The sequence below is a fragment of the Plebeiibacterium marinum genome, assembly GCF_026013615.1.
Taxonomy (GTDB): Bacteria; Bacteroidota; Bacteroidia; order Bacteroidales; family Marinilabiliaceae; genus Saccharicrinis; species Saccharicrinis marinus_A.
In genome coordinates, this window is the sequence record NZ_JAPDPI010000070.1 from 1 (window position 1) to 19,110 (window position 19,110).

Consider the following 19,110-nt stretch of genomic DNA (forward strand, 5'->3'; position numbering starts at 1 on the left):
AGTCAAATCAAATCAAAAAATCAAAGAACGTTTATATTGTATTGAAATATAATTGTTTGCAAAATATTTTTAAAAGTTAACGCATCACTAGTATTTTAAAATAAATGGTTAAAGCCATTCTCTATAAGTAATCGAATTATAAACCAGCTGAAATCCAAGTCCAACCTGATACATCAACTTTAGTACCTGAATTGTATGCGGCATCAGTAGTTGCTGCAACACCATCAATTACAACATTAGCTAATGGGCCACCATCTTTCATATCGATGTTTTTTGTATAACCTTCAAGGTATAGGTTAGTAATGGTTGCACCTGATTCAGCTTTAAATTGTAACCCGGTACCACCGTTAGGAGCAGTACAAATAGCAGTTACATTTTCGAATTTAGGATTGTTGTTTACTTTGTCACCTTCAAAAGCAGTTGAGAAACCATCTACTTCGTGTTTGATGTAGGTGTTAACAACAGTACCATTCCATCCTTCAGTCCAGTCTACTGCATCATCTTCGTTATCCTCTAAATAAATATTAGTAACATTTGCAGATCCACCGAAGAATTCGATACCATCATCAGAACCATTAATTACAGCAATATTGTTGATAGTAGTACTTGATCCAACAGCGTATAAAGAAACACCATTATATTGTGAATCGTCGTTAATTTGGGCTCCAGTTCCTTTGATTACAAGATATTGGATTTCTCCTGAGTTATCGTTGTCATCATCCCCACCATAAATGAATCCACCAACTTCGGCAGTGGCATTTGCACCTGCAGTTGTAGTGGCTTTTCCACAAATAGTTAATCCACCCCAGTCTCCTGGTTCAGCATTTACCGAAGACATTACAACAGGTGCATCTGCAGTACCATTGATGTAAATTTTTCCACCCATCAATACAGCTATATATACATCTGTACCTTCAGCTTCAGAAGTGATTTTAGTTCCGGCAGGAATCATTAAAGAAGCACCATCCTTTACAATTAAAGATGAAGTGAGGTTGTAAGCTACTGTAGGATCCAGAGTTACCAAACCAGTTACTTCACCAGATAAAGTACTTCCAGACCAGGTTGATACCTGTTGTACTACAGCAGAAGTCCATGTCCATGCTGAAGGATCAACCGTAGCAGGAGCGTTATAACTTTTTGAAGGATCCGCATCAACACCATCAATTTTTACATTTGATAACGCACCGTTATCTTTCATATCGATAGTTTTGTCATAACCGCTTAAAGATAAACCTGTAATTGTAGCACCAGATTCTACTTTAAACTGCAGCGCAGTACCACCAACAGTAGAAACAGCTGTCAGGTTAATGATTTTTGGGTTGTTATTTACTTTATCACCTTCAACTACAGTTGAAAAACCAGCAATTGTATGTTCAACATAAGCATTCTCTACTGTTCCGTTCCAACCTTCAGTCCAGTCAATAGCATCATCCTCGTTGTTTTGTAAGAAAAGATTCTTAACTGAAACAGTTCCACCAAAGAACTCAACACCATCATCAGAACCGTTGATTACAGCAACATTTTCTACAACTGTTTTAGAACCTACAGCGTAGAAAGAAACACCATTATACTGTGAATCATCATTAATCTGAGCTCCTGTTCCTTTAATAACCAGGTTTTTAATAGAACCTGAGCTATCCTCATCTTCAGAACCTCCATAAATAAAACCTCCAACTTCAGCAGTTGAGTTTGCTCCTGCATTTGTAGTGGCTTTACCGCAAAGTGTTAATCCACCCCAATCGCCTGGTTCTCCATTTGACGATGACATTACAACCGGGCTGGAGGCAGTACCCTGGATGTCAATTTTACCACCCATCATTACTGCGATATAAACATCAGTACCTCCATTATCGGCTAAGATACTGGTACCGGCAGGGATAGTTAAAGTAGCGCCATCTTCTACAATGAAAGCACCATTTAGTCTATATGATTGCGAAGCATCAAGAGTGTAATCTTCTGAAAGTTTACCTTCCATTACACCTGTTTCTAGGTTATCCAAAACTGCTTTTAATTCTGGACTGATGTCATCATCGTCATCACAACTTGTAAAAACTGGCATTGCCATAATTGCAAGACCTAAAACTTTTAATACTAACTTTTTCATTTTCGTGTTAATTTAAAAATATAACGTTATTCAAAATTTTAATTCAAATTTATACTTACACCTATACTTAGGTTTATTCCTTTTTTATATGAGCTGACAACTTCGTTAGAGGACTCACCTGATACAGGTTCAATTTTTTGAGTTTGTTCAATCTTGGGATTCAGTAAATTTTTACCTGATAGTTTCATCGAAATCCTATCAGATAGTTTTTTGCTCAACACTAAATCAAGTGTAACAAATCCTTTTTCAACAATTTCATTATTAAATAATGTATTGCTATAAGTAAATGATTCCGGGGCGCCTAATGCATAAATCTTGTCCGATGAGTAGTTTCCGGTAAGTGTAGCCACAAATTTTTTCTCTTTGTTGTTTGAGAAACTAAGGCTACCATTGCATATGAAACCGGCAGCTCCTTGTAAATCTGTTTCTGTTTTACTGTTGTATTGAAATTCTTCCAGCAGATCCTGATTAAACCACATCTTAGTTGCATTTACAACCATATTTAAACTTGGGGTACCTGTGGTTTCGGCCTTGATAATGCTAAATCTGGTTTCAAACTCTAATCCATAAACGTCCGCCTGTTCGCCGGTATTTGCAAAGTAAAAGTAACCTGATGAACCTCTGGTTTGAGCCCTGTTTATAGGATCTTTAATCATTTTATAGAATCCTGTTAATGAAACCAGGTTTTTGGCGTTAGGATACAACTCCCATTTTAGATCAAAATTGTAATTTTCTGAATTCTTTAAATCCGGATTACCTTTTGTTACGCGACCTGTAGGTGATACATACTCAAAAGGAGCTAGTTCTTTAAACTCAGGAAGTGTGATTGTTTTACTTGCTGCAAAGCGCAAAGCACCTTTTTCAGATAATTGATATTTAAGATTTAGTGCCGGTAAAATATTATCATAACTATTAGATATGCTACCAATTCTTCCTACATAATTTGTTACATCCCAATTTACATCAAGCTCATCTTTCTCATATCTTACTCCAAGACTACCTGAAAGTTTATTCATTTGAAATGTAGCATTCAAAAATCCGGCATACACATCTAAGTTTGCACTATAATTATCAAGTTTTCCTTCTCTAATCCTTAGGTCAGTGCTGCTTGTTCCATATAATGACTTATCCAGTAAAATAGCATCTAAATCATCTATAGAAGGAGCTGTGAATACTTCACCTTTAGCTCTCACCCCGAAGTACTGTGCGTCAAAATCTCTTTCCTTCATTCTGAAGTTTGCACCAAACGACAGTTTTAATTTTTTATTCCCCTCATCTACAAAATTCAATTCATCTTTCAGGTATCCATTCAGCTCTTTATCTTTAATGTTTTGAAATGATCTTCTTTGTTGAAAATCCCCCACATATGCAAACTGAACACCATTATCGAAAATATTTACTTCGTTTCTTATTCTGTTAGGTTCGTCTGCGCTAACTGTGTTATAGCCCAGGGCCCACTTTACTTTATTTTTTCCAATTAAATGACTGCCCACTAATTGATTTATAAACATCTTTGTTTCCTTTAGATTCTGATCTCTGGAAAAAGCCTCTGTTTCTTTCGGGTCCTGGTCGCGCACAAAACCTTCTCCATTTCTACCGCGCTCATATAATTCATCAACCGTTTTTAACACCAATAAGCTATTAAAGTTGATATTACTGCTGGCACTAAAATCATAGGCAAGGTTCAATAGTGCAGTAGTGTTAATTTTCGACTTAAAATTCTCCACATCAGTAAAAGAATTCGATTTTGAATTCATCCTATATTTCTGGAAAGAACCTTCTCTGTATTCGGCTCCACTCTCATGTGAAGCGGTAACAAATACAGATAAATCTTTCTCAAAAAACTTAAACTTTTTACCGGCTGATAAGGACATTTCATAACCTAATGGGAGACTCCTTTTATCAGTTCCCCAGCTTTGGTTCTGTATAGCATCACTCGTTTTATAAGGCTGATCATATGATCCAAACTTTAAATCCTGGTAGTTTTGTGTTGTTTTAAAATTATCCCAAACACCACTTTGTAATACGTTAGTGCTAGATCCTGTTTTTAAACCAAGTGTAATTTTTTCAGAAAAAGTTTTTGAAGTGACATCTACATTACCTGACGATTGATCAGCATAAGTTCCTACTGAATATGTTTTACTGATACCTACATTTTTAATAACATCAGTAGAAAACATATTTAAATCAATGTTCTTTTTTTCTACGTCATCAGAAGGAATTGGTAAGCCGTTCATTGTAGTAGATAAATATCTGTCTCCCAGCCCACGGATGTATATATCTCCTGATCCTTCATTTTTGGTGACTCCTGAAATTTTTGTTGTTGCACCGGCTGCATCAGAAACCCCCATGGTTGAAAGCTGCTTTGCCCCGATGCTTTCTTTAATAACTTCCGCCTTCTTTTGGTCCATTAATAGTATTGTTTCCGATTCGCGGTTAACCTTTGCCACCACCTGAACCTCTTCAATATCCATGGTGGCAGACTTTAGCTGGATATCCAATTGAGTTTCCTCGCCTGCTTTAATAATAACCTCGTTAAATACCTGAGGGTCGTATGAAATATATTGAACCCTGATGGTGTAAGTCCCCGCATCTAAAGGAGGCATCATATATTCTCCCATAAAATTGGTAATAGTTCCTAAAGTAGTTCCATCCACTACAACAGCTGCACCAACTAATTCTTCTCCCGTAGTTTTGTCGGTGATCTTCCCCTTTAAAAATCCTTGTTGCGCAATGCCGGCTCCCACGCCTACAAACAAAAACATTAATACAACAAAAAACCTCTGTCTCATTTGATCCATTTTATTTAAAATCCAATTCAATTTTCACTCTAGCTTCATTAAATTCTTCCTGTGTGTGTTCAGACCTTAATGAGCTGTGTTTTTATTTTTCCACTAAAATTTCTGAAACAAAAATAGGTTGCAATATTGGCCTGTTCGATAAGTAAATATTAAGGGTATATGAAGTATTATAATCTATAGTATGGAGCTTTGTGTGCTGTAATACAGATATATATAAATGCAGTGGTGTGAAGTTGAAATGTTAATTAACAGACCAGTTAATGATTGGTTAACGTGCTTTTAACAATTTGTATAGAGAAGTGAGGAAAGCATACTCAATTTATCTTTTAATCTTATAAAGTTGATGATTCTTTTCCTGCATTTCCTGATGAGCAGCACTACGTATTTAGTTCCTGCAAGAAAACTCATGATTCCTACGCTCACCCGTTTGATACCTCCCGTTTGATCTGGACAAGCTCTAAAGGGGAAAATTCCAACGCACAGTGCGGAAGCAACTTTGTCTTTAGAGCCTGTCCCGAACTTGTATTCGGGAGAACTGAGGGGTGTTGGTGGGCTAATAAAAAAATCAGCAGTTTTCTTTATAAAATGATTATCCACCAGATACAATAGCCCTGGGACTGCTTGAGTTACTAAACACTATCCGAGCCTTGAATTTTTGTAGAAATCGCGGTGCGACTTTAAAAGGTTGATGGTGTACAGTACCAGATTTTTTGATTCGGCATAGCATTCCAACAGTAAAATGCTCGAACGTTGCCGGCTTTTGCCATTCATAATACGTTTGATCTGCTTTTTACGTAGATCCTCAATCAGGTTGATAATGTATTTTTGCTTGTCAATGATCTCGGGAACAGCTTCAAACTTATTTTCCTTTTCAATGTGCACCTGAAAATTAAAGAAACCTGTCATTTCTTCCAGTAGCAGCAATGCATCTTCCTTTTGGGAGTTGCTCAATCCTTTGTGTTGATTGTCTAAATGGTTGCATATGGGTACCGACATCTGGTTTAATGTAGCCGACAGTTCACCCAGATAATCCAGGGCCTGTATAAAGTAATGGCCCGAATCGAAAGATCCCACACCCACATTGGTGAAATTGTCGAACAATTCTTCCTTGGTTTTACGGGATGTTTTGGTTAACTCTTTTGTTTTTTCACAGGTCTCCTTCAATTGCTTCAGGTTTTCATCAACAAAGCCCTGTATAATCAGCATATAAATTTTTGATGTTTCTAAAATATGCTTTCGGATACGTTCACTTCCTAAATCAATTACCGTATTAATGTTTTTATGATGTGCATTGTTGTTTTTAAGATTTATCTCCTGTCGTTGAGAATATATCTTTTTATGGTATTTTGCCGAGCGGAACATTACAAACACAGTAAGTACCAACAAAACAGCCACTGCATAAATTTCGGCCCACCAAATAAAAATAGCCAACACAAAAGCCCCTATAAAAGCCATGGTCGCAGTAATAAACCAGCCCCCCAAAATAGTTAGTACCCCGGTAATCCTATACACTGCACTCTCACGCCCCCATGCCTGGTCGGCCAATGAGGTACCCATTACCACCATAAAAACCACAAAAGTTGTAGACAAGGGAATGGTGAAATATGTGCCGACCCCTATCAACAAACTGGCTACTGCCAAGTTTACACTGGCCCGAACGGTATCAAAATAAACAGCCTTTTCAATATCGGTATCAGCATCCTCTTCTGAGCGCTCATATCTGTTGGTAATTCTGTTTGTAAAAGCAGCAGGCAACCATTTGTTTAGCTTATTGTAAATATTAAAAAAAGCGTAAACTATATAGCGCGACATGTTGGTTGGTTCAAATGTTTCATAGCCCGAATCCTGTCGCCCGAGATACATCACGGTTTCTGTTACTGTGCGCAATTTCCTTGATGCAAAAATGGTGATCACCATCACAATGCCCGATAACAAGTATATTATATTATATACTTTAGGGCTCCATACATTGTTTAAAACCCCACCTTGCCAAATATCCATTAAAAACATAGAGGGTGATGCATGAACATTGCTAATAAACTCATTGGCACCTTCTAAGCTTGAAAGCGGGATGCTGATAAAGTTTGCCAGGTCGTTTGATGCAAATGACAAAGCAATGGTAAAAGTTCCGGCAAATACAACAATTTTTGGAATATCAACCTTAAAGAAATATGACAACAACAAGAATACAATGGTTGACAATCCGAAAATGAGCGATAAAACCAAAGGCAGGTTGTTTAATACGCCATCAGCAACCGAGCCATATATAATATTGGCAAAAGCTTCGTCTTTTTTTAATATCAAGAAACAAATAGCCGTTATAGCAATAGCCCCGGCCACAGAAAAAAGGAACTTAAACCGTCCCTTATGCCTGAAGGTAAAAACCATACGGGAAACAAACTGAATAATGGCACCCGATAGAAAAGCAATCACAATAGATAAAACAATTCCGGCAAGTATAATCAGCGCATTTTGTGTATTGATCAGCTGCTCTATTTTTAATCCATCCGGATTATCTCCTCCTATCACGATCAGGCCCAGGGCCAACGCACCACCCAGTAGTTCAAAAACAATGGCTACAGTAGTAGATGTGGGAAAGCCAAAAGTATTAAACAGGTCGATCAATATTATATCGGTAAACATTACGGCCAGGAATATAATCAGTAGCTGATCCAGGTAAAAAAACTGGGGATTAAAAATCCCTTTTCTGGCCACTTCCATCATCCCACCTGAAAACAGGCACCCAAGGATAATTCCGGCCCCTGCAACAAGGTAAATATATTTGCGTCTGGCCACTTTTGAACCGATGGCAGAAATCAGAAAGTTAACCGCGTCATTTGTAACGCCAACAACCAGGTCAACAATTCCCAACACTACCAATACAAAAACAATTATATATAAATGGTCCATTAACAAATATTTTACTAATAACATTCTTCAAAATAAAACAGACCCAAGTGCAAAGCCAAGGTTATCTTATTATGAAATTTTCTCATTTTAAAGGTATCCACATAAATATTACCGTTCAAAAACTATACATTTGAACCTTTGTTATGTAATAAACCACATAAAATATTTGTTGTGCGTACCTAAAAAATAACGGCCGAAATATAGCACATTGAAAAACCCACACCAAATGTTTAATGCTATTATAATATTAAATAATCAGACAAATCGATGAAAGGGCATGACAAAAGATTTATCAATTACTGATTTTTGGATGCGAGTTTTATTCGACCACTATAAACAAAATACTAACGTATGAATAACATCACTTCAAAAAGGATTATTCTTTTATCAACCTGTATATACTTTTTTCTTACCATATTATTTTTCCTGGTGAACTATTTTTCGCCTAATATTATGGTGTCACTTTTAGTATCTATCCCTGTTGTTGTGGCAATATATGGCTTGTATGCTGGTCATTTTATTAACAGTTTTATCAAATCAAAAGTTAAACCCATATACAAAACTATTCACCATTTCAAACCTTCTGCTAATGAAGGGAATATTGCGCGTGAGAAGGATCCTTTTTCGGAAGTTAACAAAGAAGTGGCTGACTGGATGCAAGGAAAAACAAAAGAGATACAACAACTAAAGCAAATGGAAAAATACCGTAAGGAGTTTCTCGGCAATGTATCGCACGAGCTTAAAACCCCGGTTTTTAACATTCAGGGCTATATACTTACCTTGCTTGATGGAGGTATTGATGATCCGGATATCAACATGCTGTACCTTAACCGTACCGAAAAAAGTATCGACAGAATGATCTCAATCATTGAAGACCTGGAATCAATTTCAAAACTGGAGTCGGGCGAATTGGAACTCCATGTGGAAGAGTTTAACCTTTTTCAATTGATCGAGGATGTATTTGATTTGCAGGATATCCGGGCAAAAGAAAAAAATATTGAATTGAAATTAAACAAAGCCGGCGGAAAGCAATTGATGATTAAAGGAGACAAGCAGAAGCTCTTTCAGGTTTTTAGCAATCTTGTGGTAAACTCAATTAATTATGGAAACAAGGGTGGGAGGACCACTATCAATTATTATGATATGGACAAACGCTTCCTGATTGAGATCAAAGACAATGGTGTAGGAATAAAAGAAAGTGACCTGCCCCGTATTTTTGAGCGTTTTTACAGGGCCGACAAAAGCAGGTCGCGCGAACAAGGGGGGACTGGGCTCGGGTTGGCCATTGTGAAGCACCTGATTGAAGCCCACAATCAAACCATTAACGTAACCAGCACCTATGGTAAAGGAACCAGCTTTACCTTAACGTTTGATAAAGCTAAAAATTAGTGTACCTTTAAAAATTAACAAATTCTTTACGTAAGCTTAAAGATATATATACAGTTAATAGTGCCATTTGCGTACCTTCACAGCAGTAAAATATCTTCATAATTCTTTAGCACACAGGGAAAATTTATGAGTTATGAAGTAAAATAATTCAAACGCTTTAATCATGATAGAAGCAAACAATTTTAAGATTTTATTAGTTGATGACGAACCCGATATTGTTGAATTTGTTGGGTACAACTTGAAAAAGGAAGGATTTCAGGTTTTAACTTCAAGTAACGGAAGTGAGGCTATTGCCATTGCAAAAAAAGAACTCCCTCATTTAATTGTACTGGATGTAATGATGCCCGAAATGGATGGCATAGAAACTTGCGAAGAGATCAAGCGAATCCCGGAACTTAAAAATACTATTGTGGCGTTTTTAACTGCCCGTGGTGAGGATTATTCTCAAATAGCAGGGTTTGATGCTGGTGCTGATGACTATATATCCAAGCCTATAAAGCCCAAAGTGTTAATTTCAAGGGTAAAGGCTTTGCTAAAAAGATATAAGTCTGACAGTATTTCCGGATCAGAAAAAAAATCGGATGTAATCCAAATTGGCGATTTAACTATTGACAGGGAAAAATATATTATTATAAACAAAGGCTCTGAATTGGTGTTGCCTAAAAAAGAATTTGAACTACTAATGCTTTTGGCTTCAAAACCCGACAAAGTATTTACCAGGGATGAAATATACAATGCCGTATGGGGCGACAGTATCATTGTTGGCGATAGGACGATAGATGTACATATCAGGAAAGTGCGTGAAAAGATTGGCCAGGAACATATTAAAACCATTAAAGGGGTAGGGTATAAGTTTGTGGAATAATTACTTTACAATAAATAAATTGGTTAAGAGGGATTTTTTTATAAGTTCCTCTTTTTTTATCTCATCAACACCAATGGTATATTGGCCTTAAAAAAACGCCATTGAATGTAAATTCAACCAGTCTGGACTATTTATTAAAATATTATTTTTATTTTTAGCAGCGAAATATCTGAATAATATGATTAGAAACATTCTACTATTGATAATTATAGCCGTATTTACATTTTCTTGCGGCAATAAAAAGGAAGCCCCTAAAAAGCAGGTTAAGCGTGAAGTGATTAAAGCTCCGGAAGTTACTAAGGATACTATTACTCCTCCTCCGCCACCACCGGCTCCAAAAGTGGTTGAAAAGCCTGATAACAAGTATTTCCTGATTGCAGGTAGTTTTTCAAGCCAAAAGAATGCTGAAACATTTAAAGCAGAATTAATAGAACAAGGTTTTGACTCAGAGGTTATCATCCGGAAAACTGGTAAGAACAAAGATTTTTACAAGGTATCGTACAAGGGATTTGCCGACAGGGACGAAGCTTTTAACGAATTAGCTATGGAAAGAAAGCAACCCAACAACGATGATGTTTGGTTGTTGATTAAAAGATAAGAAAAAAGAGATCCGGTTCGGGTCTCTTTTTTTTGCTTTTTACCTTTCCTTAATTAAAGCTTTCATTCTGGGCACCCATTGATCAGGGTATTCTACCAGCCAGGATTCTATCCCAAGTTTCCTCGCTGCTTCTACATTGGCCTTCGAATCATCTAAAAACAAGGTTTCTTCAGCTTTAATGCCGGCATCCTTTAAAAGAGCCTCAAAGATATTCCTGTTGGGCTTACTCATTCCCATTTCGTGACTATAATAAGTCTTATTAAAAAGCTTGTTAAGGCTACCAACTAAAGGCACCTTGTTTTCACATACCTCAACATGCAGTTCGTTTGTATTGCTAAGCAGATATACACCATGCGTTTCTTTAAGCTTTAAAATAGTTTCTATCCGATCTTCTTTATAATCGCCAATAATTACGTTCCAGGCTTCTATTATTTCTTCATCGGTTACTCCAGCTTTCATGTAAGCTTTTAAACCCTCAACAAACTCCCCGGCCGAAACCCTGCCTTCCTCAAAATCGTTAAAAATCCCAATCTGCTGGTATTTATTTAAAAAATCTCCTTCTTTTTTAAATCCAAGTTTCCTAAAGCGTTCCATGGTGATATTCAGATCAATATCTACTACAACATTCCCCAGGTCAAAGATTATATTCTTCTTTTCATGTAAAATCATGTAAAATTTTTTAGCTGTATATTTGATTAATTGAGATAACTTATTAATTTTGCATCCGCAATATACAAAACGATTTTTGTATTCCAATGCAGGGCCTATAGCTCAGTTGGTTAGAGCACCTGACTCATAATCAGGTGGTCCCTGGTTCGAGCCCAGGTGGGCCCACTGATTTTAAACCACTTACATTAATTTGTAAGTGGTTTTTTATTTAGTACCAAATATCTTATTACCTGATTTTGTTTTGCTGTATATATTGCGATGGCTTAACATGAAACTCTTCGAAAAAGCATTTGCTAAAATAACTCAAGCCCCCAAAGCCAACCATTTCTGCAGCATCACTGACTGCTATTCCCTCATTCAGAAACTGTGCGGATTTTTTTAGGCGTATGGATTTTAGAAATGAACTTGGTGATTGTCCTACCAGCACTTTTAGTTTTCGAAACAAACCTGTCCTGTCCATATGCATATCCCTACTAAAATCCACAACGGAATAGGAAGGATTACTCATGTTTTTTTCTACACATTCCAGGGCCTTTTTTATAAACTCTTCATCCATATTAGAAGATGCCACATGTTTTGGCTGGACTACAATAGTATTTTTGTACAAGTTGAGACGTTGCTTTTTTTGCTCAATCAGCTTCTCTATCCGCAATAGCAAAATCTCCATATTAAAAGGTTTGGTAATAAAGGCGTCAGCGCCGGCGTTAAAGCTCATAAGCTGGTCTTTATCCGAAGTGTGGGCTGTTAGCATTATAAATGGAATATGAGAAGTATTAAGGTCATTTTTAATTTTCTTACAAAATTCATAACCATTCATCTCTGGCATACTATAATCACTAATTATTATATCAGGGTTAAATTCCTGCACTTTTAAAATAGCATCAAGCCCATTTGTAGAGGAAATTACAGTATAATTTTCAGACAGTTCAGCTTTCAGAAATTCTCTGAAGTCTTTATTGTCCTCAACTACCAATAACTTTAAATTTCCAGCATCAACAACCTCTTCATTTTCCTCTGTTGTATTTTCAGGATGCAGTTGAGCTGGTATATAAATTATAAAACTAGTTCCTTCACCAGGTTCACTGTTCACCTCAATAATACCATGATGCAACAATGCGTATTCTCTTGCCATATGCAGTCCGATTCCACTCCCGGAGTGCGATTTTTCGTGCTTTTTAATCTGATAGAAACGATCAAATATGTGGTTTAATTCATCTTTAGGAATCCCAATGCCATTATCTGTAACTGTAATACAAATGGCTGGGGTTTCGCTATCCGGAATGTGCCCCAGTTTAGCACTTAAACTTATATTTCCATATTCGGATGTGAATTTAAATGCATTAGACAAAAGGTTGTTAATTACTTTGCGAAGCTTGACGCTGTCTACATAAGCGTCAATTTGTTCCTTTGCATACCAGGTAAAATTGATGCCCTTACTTTCTGCCATTTCCTCATATGATTGTCCAATTACATTTATAAAGTCATTAATATTGCAATAGCTCAGTTGAAGGTATTCGCCTCTCATTTCTAACTTTCTAAAATCCAGCAATTGATTCACTATATCTAACAAATTATTGGCATTCTTTGTAATGTTTATAAGCTGCTTTTTTAGTGGACTTTCATCTATTTTTTGTATGATGGAGTTTAGTGGTGTTATAATTAATGTCAGCGGAGTTCTTAATTCATGGCTTACATTTGTAAAGAAGCTAAACTTCATTTGATCTAAAGCTTCTTTTTGTTTTCTTTCATTCCTCCTTTTGCCTTGTTTTAAGGCATAGGATAATCCTGCGTATATAGAAACAACTCCTATTATAAAGTATAGCACATAAAAATAAGGTGTTTTCCATAGCGGTGGATGTATAACAATGGCTAATTCACGATAGTTATTTCCCCATAGTTTTAAAGAATTTGAAGACAGAATCTTTAATTTATAGTTTCCTGGTGATAAATTGGTATATGTTGCGTTTCCAATGCCATTAGTAGAATTAAAAGTATGCCAACCCTCATCAAAGCCTTCTAATTTATATTTGTAGAAGGTTCTGAATTCATTAATGTAGTTTAAAGCTGAAAACTCAACAGTGAAAAAATTCTGGTTATATCTAAGTTCAATTTCATCGGTAGAGGCTAATGATTTTGATAGTATAGCACGACCTTTTAATTGGGTTCCCTGGTTTACTTTGATTCCATTGATATAGAGGTTTGATAATATGGGCTGTTGCAAAAGAGTGTGATCTTTTGATAACTGAATTGTATTAATCTGATTGTATCCATCCAATCCACCCCAATAAATGTTTTTATCTTTTGAAAGAAACACAGATCTTGGCAAAAAACCGGATCCTATAACACCATCATAATGATTGTAGTTAGTTATTGAAGTAGAATATTCACCCACCTTATCAACTAATAGATCTATTTTTGAGATACCGCTTGATGTTGAAACCCATATTCTGCTTTCATGATCTTCTATAATCGATTGAATATAATTGTTTACTAATCCATTTTCTGTATGAAATGATGTAAGTTTGCCAGTGCCTCTGTTAATCATATATAATCCATCGTGGGTGCCTAACCATATCATTCCCCTGCTATCTAGTGAAATGCAGTTGTATTTGTGATTAGACAACTTGCCCATGTTGTCAGAGAATATACTGTCGATAGGAAGTTGTATTGAGGGGTTCTTCTTAATATCCAGGTAGAAAATGTCATTATCCGAGATACATATAAGAAGATCTGATTTTATCTCCAAAACCTGTTTGATATTATATGATTTATTATCATTCGCTATAAGAATAAAATTGTCATTTTTTTCGGAATAGTTGTAAACTCCATGGTTAGTGAATAATAATATTTTTCCATTGTAGGCTTCATACATATAATTACACGATGCATTCATTTTGTAATGATGTATTGTTTGGTTTTTAGCACAAAATATGCCTGACTGTTCAGAGCCAATCCATGTTCTCATTTTACTATCGGTTAGCATGGTATTACAAATCATGTTTGAGGGAAACCGATTGTCCTTGACTAGTTTATTTTGATTACTGGGTTTTTTATATATCCCATTATTAGTGCCAATTAATGTGTGAATTGAGTTTTCGGTAAAACTATTCACCATTAAATTTTTTGTTGATAATTTTTCAAATAGGGTGGTTCCGTTATTCCTGAATAAAAACCGGTCCGGGTGATAATAAAGCATCCCTCGGTTAAATGACCCGATCCACAGTCCTCCTGTTTCATCATTGTATTGAGTACTTATTTCTGTATCAAAAATTCTTCCATCTTCTAATGATAATTCAGGAATATATTGTTTTTGGGAAAGGTCGTGAGATATCCACCAAAACCCTCTTGTTGTACTAACGTAACAATTACCACTATTATCAATGCTTAAGGTATTGAGCCGGTAATTTTCTTCAAGTATTTTTAACCATTTTTTATTCTTAACATTATACCTAAGCATAATGCTATTCCCCCTGTCACCATTTCTTATTTGATAAAGATACTTGTCAAAACAAACAACCATCAGGGTCTGTTGATAATCCAAAGTTGCTTCGTTGTTTAAGGGGTTGTATTCGTATAAGAGGTCGTGCGAGATAAGGTCGTAACAGCTCATTAAACCTGATTTGTAAAACAAAAAAAGTTGATTATTAACAACTTCTATATCATATAGCTGGTCTTTTAATGTTCCTTTATTAATTATCTGTTTTTTAAAAAGGATGTTTTCTTTGGTTGTTAAATCATTCTGATAAAGAGAGAAATCATTTGATAAATACCAGAAGTGTTTTTGTGAATCAACAAAAACGTCAGCTAATTGAACATCTATGTTCTGTAACTTTAAAATGCTGTCCAGGTTTGCAACAAACTCTTCATGTTCAATATCAAAATATACTAATGTATGCTTGTTTTTAATCCATAGTCCATTGCTATTGTCTACATACATTCTATGATGTCCATCATATTCACTTAATGGATATGTTTTATCATCTTTAATATGCAGGTACTTAAAATTTTTGCCGTCGTATAAATTTACCAATCCCTCAGTTACAATAATCAACCTTCCATCAGGCAACTGACCCATGCTCCGAACCCTATTGCCGGATAATCCATCTTTACTATCAATAGGAAAGAATACAAAATGATTTTGCCCGGTTAGCAAAAGCATCTGATACAGGAAAATAAATATTAGCAGACAGAATCTTTTTATTGTAGTATTTACTTGCATTTGCGATAAAGAAAAAGCTTTGGTTTTAAAAAACACTAGCACATCACTATCAACAAAATTATGATTTTTTATCAATGATTTTATCATTTTGCTGACAACTGTGTTTTTCTTAAAGTGTGCTTTTGTGTGGTTAGGTGTTGATTAATAGGGTTGTATGTTGGTTGTTGCAACTTATGTTGCAATCAGATTTCAACGTACCTTCTAAAGCCCGCAACATGTGTGTTAACAAATATTAACAATGGACGATACCTTTGCTATACAAATTAGTTTACTGAAGAATCCAATTGTCAATTAATAAAAATGAGCATGAGAAGAACTTTTATCACGTTATCCGTTTTAATCTTATCAATAGCAGCCTCTTGTAAGAGTGATCGCTTTAAAGAGACAGGCACGGGAATTACGGCTGTTGTACAATCTAAACAAGTTACTATTGAATTTTTAACTCCTTCAATTGTGAGGGTTAATAAACACTTAATAGAAGCTCAACCTGAAAAAGAATCACTTTCTGTAGTAAAGAGTCCGGACAAAAATACAAAGGTCAATATCAATGAAGAAGGAGATGATGTTATCTTATCTACAAAAAAGCTAACTGTAAAAATGGATTTAGCAACCGGAAAGATAAGTTTCTTTAAACAAGATGGAAGCATTCTGTCGCAAGAAAAACTTAATGGAAGTACATTTAAAAGTTTTGATGATGCCGGTAAAGATAGCTATATGGTTAAGCAAGGTTTTGTTTTGGCTAAAGATGAAGTTATTTATGGTTTGGGACAGGTTCAAAACAGCTCTTTGCAGCAACGCAACAGGACTATCGAGCTAAAAAATAGTAATCATGATATTACTATACCCTACATTTGTTCTTTAAAAGGTTATAGTATTTTCTGGGATAACTATGCGTCAACTTCATATTCTGATAATGAATCAGAAACCTCTTTTGAATCCATTGGTGATTGTATCGATTATTATTTTATGTATGGTGGCTCCGGAGAAGGAACCATACGGCAGATGAGGGAGCTGTCCGGTCAGGCTCCGATGTTTCCGTTGTGGACACTGGGTTACTGGCAAAGTAAGGAACGATACAAAACACAGTTTGAAGTTGTGGATGTATTAAAAAAGTATCGTGAATTGCAGGTTCCTATTGATGGAATGATTCAAGATTGGAGATATTGGGGCGAAGATTCAGTTTGGAATGCAATGAAATGGGACTCGAAACGATATCCGGACCCTAAACAATTTGCGAAAGAAATTCATGATCTGGATGCTCATCTGATGGTTGTGGCATGGCCAGGTTTTGGACCATTAACTGACCAATATGGCGAGTTTGAATCAAAAAACATGTTAATCAATTTTGATACCTGGCCTCCCAATAGCGGCACCAAACCATATGATGTTTATAATCCCAAAGCCCGTGATATATACTGGGATTATCTAAATAGAGGTGTTTTCTCAGAAGGAGTAGATGCCTGGTGGTTAGACTCCACAGAACCAGATCATATTAATGTTAAACCAGAAGATTTTATACAGCCTACTCACTTAGGTTCATATCAATCTGTTTCTAATGCGTTTTCGTTAATGCATACAACCGGTATATACGAGCATCAACGTCAAACAACATCAGAAAAAAGAGTGTTTATTTTAACACGATCGTCTTTTGCCGGCCAACAGCGGAATGCTGCTACATCCTGGTCGGGAGATGTAGTTAGTGACTGGAATGTATTGCATGATCAGATTCCTGCTGCATTAAATCTTTCGGTATGCGGAATTCCTTATTGGAATAGTGACATTGGAGGATTCTTTGTATGGAACTTCCCCGGGGGTAAAGATAATTTGGCCTACAGGGAATTGTATGTTCGTTGGTTGCAGTTTGGTACATTTTGCCCCATGATGCGTTCGCATGGTACAGATACCCCCAGGGAGATATGGCAATTTGGGGAAAAGGGGGATTGGTCCTATGATGCCATAAAAAAGTTTATTCATCTAAGATATCGTTTATTGCCTTATTTATATTCTACATCATGGCAGGTGACTTCAGAAGGAAAAACATTTATGAAACCATTGGCATTTGATTTTGAGGAAGATAAAAAGGTTTTTGATTTGGAACATGAATATTTGTTTGGAGAATCATTTTTAGTTTGCCCTGTAACAGAATCAATGTATACAAATTATGAAAAGAAAGACAAAAAGTATGTTAATGCTTGTGAGAACTTTAACGGTGTTAAGAATTCTACCGTTTACTTACCTAATGGATGTAGCTGGTATGACTTCTGGACAGGGGAGAAAATAAACGGAGGTCAGTTAATTGAAAAAAATACACCAATTGATGTTATGCCATTGTATGTTAAAGCCGGATCAATTGTTCCATGGGGGCCGGATGTGCAATTTGCAGAGGAGAAAGGATGGGATAATTTGGAGATCAGAATATATCCTGGAGCCAATGGAAAGTTTACGCTTTATGAAGATGAGTTTGATAATTACAACTATGAAAAGGGTAAGTATTCAACTATTGAATTTGTTTATGACGATCAAAAGCGGGAGGTAATAATTAAAAAACGGAATGGAACGTATAATGGAATGTTGAAGGAGAGAGTGTTTAATATTATGGTAGTGTCAGATTCAAATGCGCAAGGGATTGAAAATGGCCAAAATAGTATTGCAGTTAAATACACAGGAAATGAAAAGGTTGTGAAATTATAGAGCAGGAGTAAATAATCCTATTATATACTTTACAATTTTACAAATGTTCCTTGGGGTGGTGTATGTGCTATTCCTCAGTTTATAAAATCTTTTGATCCGGAGGATGCCCGATTGAAGGAGAACTTTATTTATGGACAGCAATATACAGCATCCGGTGATATACTTAATCGTAGTGACAATGGAGAACCATTGATATACACTGTTGATGTACCTAGTATAGATGAGTCATCAATGTATGATGGTTACAGATGGGGTAAATTTGAATATGCAGTGGGAAGTACCAATAGGCTAAGCAACGACTGGCCATTATTCCGTTACGCAGACATTTTATTAATGAAAGCAGAATCTTTAATGAGAAGCGGTGCATCTGGTGCAGGAGCGCTTGTTACAAAAGTTCGCGAAAGGGCATTTAAAGAAAATCCCGACAAAGCTGTAGTTACAGACGAAGAACTGTTACTAGGCAGTAATTACGATTATGGTAGAAGGGATACTTATAGCACTACCGATGATGGAGGTGATGATATTTTATATGGTAGGTTTTTGGATGAACTGGGATGGGAGTTTACGCAAGAGGGGCGTAGAAGGCAGGACCTAATACGTTTTGGTGTTTTTACAACCAAATCATGGTTTTCGCATGACGCCAGTGCCAGTTATAGAAATTTATATCCTATTCCTCAGCAGGCACTGTTAACCAATTCAAACCTTCAGCAAAATGCGGGTTATTAAAAATGTTGGTTGAATTTATAGCCAGTAAAATGTCAACTGAATAAAAAAAGAGCTGCATCTATTATTAAATGCAGCTCTTTATATTTTATGTCCATAACTTCAAATGACTGAAGATCATTCTGAAACCGGAAATTGTAA

10 protein-coding genes and 1 tRNA gene are annotated in these 19,110 nt (G+C 36.0%); 6 read left to right on the forward strand and 5 right to left on the reverse strand.

Translation table 11 applies throughout. The features are described 5' to 3' along the window. Positions 1 to 136 precede the first annotated feature (136 nt). From OM074_RS20010 to OM074_RS20020, 3 genes are all read right to left on the reverse strand, one after another. Positions 137 to 2,104 (reverse strand): beta-helix domain-containing protein, encoded by a 1,968-nt coding sequence (locus tag OM074_RS20010; protein ID WP_301202418.1) that lies wholly within the window; start codon positions 2,102 to 2,104, stop codon positions 137 to 139. Positions 2,105 to 2,142: 38 nt separating this feature from the next. Beyond that, on the reverse strand, positions 2,143 to 4,896 hold the full coding sequence (locus OM074_RS20015) for a TonB-dependent receptor (RefSeq protein WP_301202420.1): 2,754 nt from the start codon (positions 4,894 to 4,896) through the stop codon (positions 2,143 to 2,145). A 645-nt stretch (positions 4,897 to 5,541) separates the two neighbouring features. Next, positions 5,542 to 7,815, reverse strand: a complete 2,274-nt coding sequence (locus OM074_RS20020) for an inorganic phosphate transporter (RefSeq protein ID WP_301202422.1) — start codon at positions 7,813 to 7,815, stop codon at positions 5,542 to 5,544. 351 nt (positions 7,816 to 8,166) lie between these two features. On the opposite strand from OM074_RS20020, the gene OM074_RS20025 reads away from it, so the two are divergent. From OM074_RS20025 to OM074_RS20035, 3 genes are all read left to right on the forward strand, one after another. After that, the gene (locus OM074_RS20025; RefSeq protein WP_301202423.1) at positions 8,167 to 9,204 is read left to right on the forward strand and encodes a sensor histidine kinase; all 1,038 of its coding nucleotides are present in this window, start codon (positions 8,167 to 8,169) and stop codon (positions 9,202 to 9,204) included. A 163-nt stretch (positions 9,205 to 9,367) separates the two neighbouring features. Beyond that, positions 9,368 to 10,069 carry a response regulator transcription factor gene (locus OM074_RS20030; RefSeq protein ID WP_301202424.1) on the forward strand — a complete coding sequence of 234 codons (702 nt, stop codon included), beginning with the start codon at positions 9,368 to 9,370 and terminating at the stop codon, positions 10,067 to 10,069. A gap of 178 nt (positions 10,070 to 10,247) precedes the next feature. Further along, a complete protein-coding gene (locus OM074_RS20035; protein WP_301202425.1) occupies positions 10,248 to 10,667 on the forward strand; it encodes an SPOR domain-containing protein in 420 nt (139 codons plus the stop codon). A gap of 39 nt (positions 10,668 to 10,706) precedes the next feature. Here the strand turns inward: OM074_RS20035 and OM074_RS20040 are convergent, their stop codons facing one another. Next, positions 10,707 to 11,336, reverse strand: coding sequence for an HAD family hydrolase (locus tag OM074_RS20040; RefSeq protein WP_301202426.1), 630 nt, complete (start codon positions 11,334 to 11,336; stop codon positions 10,707 to 10,709). A gap of 91 nt (positions 11,337 to 11,427) precedes the next feature. Between OM074_RS20040 and OM074_RS20045 the strand changes: the two genes are divergently transcribed. Further along, positions 11,428 to 11,501, forward strand: a tRNA-Ile gene (locus OM074_RS20045). A 61-nt stretch (positions 11,502 to 11,562) separates the two neighbouring features. Here OM074_RS20045 and OM074_RS20050 read toward each other — a convergent pair. Beyond that, positions 11,563 to 15,642, reverse strand: a complete 4,080-nt coding sequence (locus tag OM074_RS20050) for a hybrid sensor histidine kinase/response regulator transcription factor (RefSeq protein ID WP_301202427.1) — start codon at positions 15,640 to 15,642, stop codon at positions 11,563 to 11,565. 219 nt (positions 15,643 to 15,861) lie between these two features. On the opposite strand from OM074_RS20050, the gene OM074_RS20055 reads away from it, so the two are divergent. Both OM074_RS20055 and OM074_RS20060 read left to right on the forward strand, forming a co-directional pair. Next, positions 15,862 to 18,246 carry a glycoside hydrolase family 31 protein gene (locus OM074_RS20055; RefSeq protein WP_301202429.1) on the forward strand — a complete coding sequence of 795 codons (2,385 nt, stop codon included), beginning with the start codon at positions 15,862 to 15,864 and terminating at the stop codon, positions 18,244 to 18,246. 81 nt (positions 18,247 to 18,327) lie between these two features. Further along, a complete protein-coding gene (locus OM074_RS20060; protein WP_301202430.1) occupies positions 18,328 to 18,972 on the forward strand; it encodes a RagB/SusD family nutrient uptake outer membrane protein in 645 nt (214 codons plus the stop codon). The last annotated feature ends 138 nt before the right edge of the window (positions 18,973 to 19,110 follow it).

What these genes read in the sequence shown, in the direction of transcription:
- OM074_RS20010 (WP_301202418.1), bottom strand. Translation starts at nt 2,104, where the DNA reads ATGAAAAAGTTAGTATTAAAAGTTTTAGGTCTTGCAATTATGGCAATG.
- OM074_RS20015 (WP_301202420.1), bottom strand. Translation starts at nt 4,896, where the DNA reads ATGAGACAGAGGTTTTTTGTTGTATTAATGTTTTTGTTTGTAGGCGTG.
- OM074_RS20020 (WP_301202422.1), bottom strand. Translation starts at nt 7,815, where the DNA reads ATGGACCATTTATATATAATTGTTTTTGTATTGGTAGTGTTGGGAATT.
- OM074_RS20025 (WP_301202423.1), top strand. Translation starts at nt 8,167, where the DNA reads ATGAATAACATCACTTCAAAAAGGATTATTCTTTTATCAACCTGTATA.
- OM074_RS20030 (WP_301202424.1), top strand. Translation starts at nt 9,368, where the DNA reads ATGATAGAAGCAAACAATTTTAAGATTTTATTAGTTGATGACGAACCC.
- OM074_RS20035 (WP_301202425.1), top strand. Translation starts at nt 10,248, where the DNA reads ATGATTAGAAACATTCTACTATTGATAATTATAGCCGTATTTACATTT.
- OM074_RS20040 (WP_301202426.1), bottom strand. Translation starts at nt 11,336, where the DNA reads ATGATTTTACATGAAAAGAAGAATATAATCTTTGACCTGGGGAATGTT.
- OM074_RS20050 (WP_301202427.1), bottom strand. Translation starts at nt 15,642, where the DNA reads ATGATAAAATCATTGATAAAAAATCATAATTTTGTTGATAGTGATGTG.
- OM074_RS20055 (WP_301202429.1), top strand. Translation starts at nt 15,862, where the DNA reads ATGAGAAGAACTTTTATCACGTTATCCGTTTTAATCTTATCAATAGCA.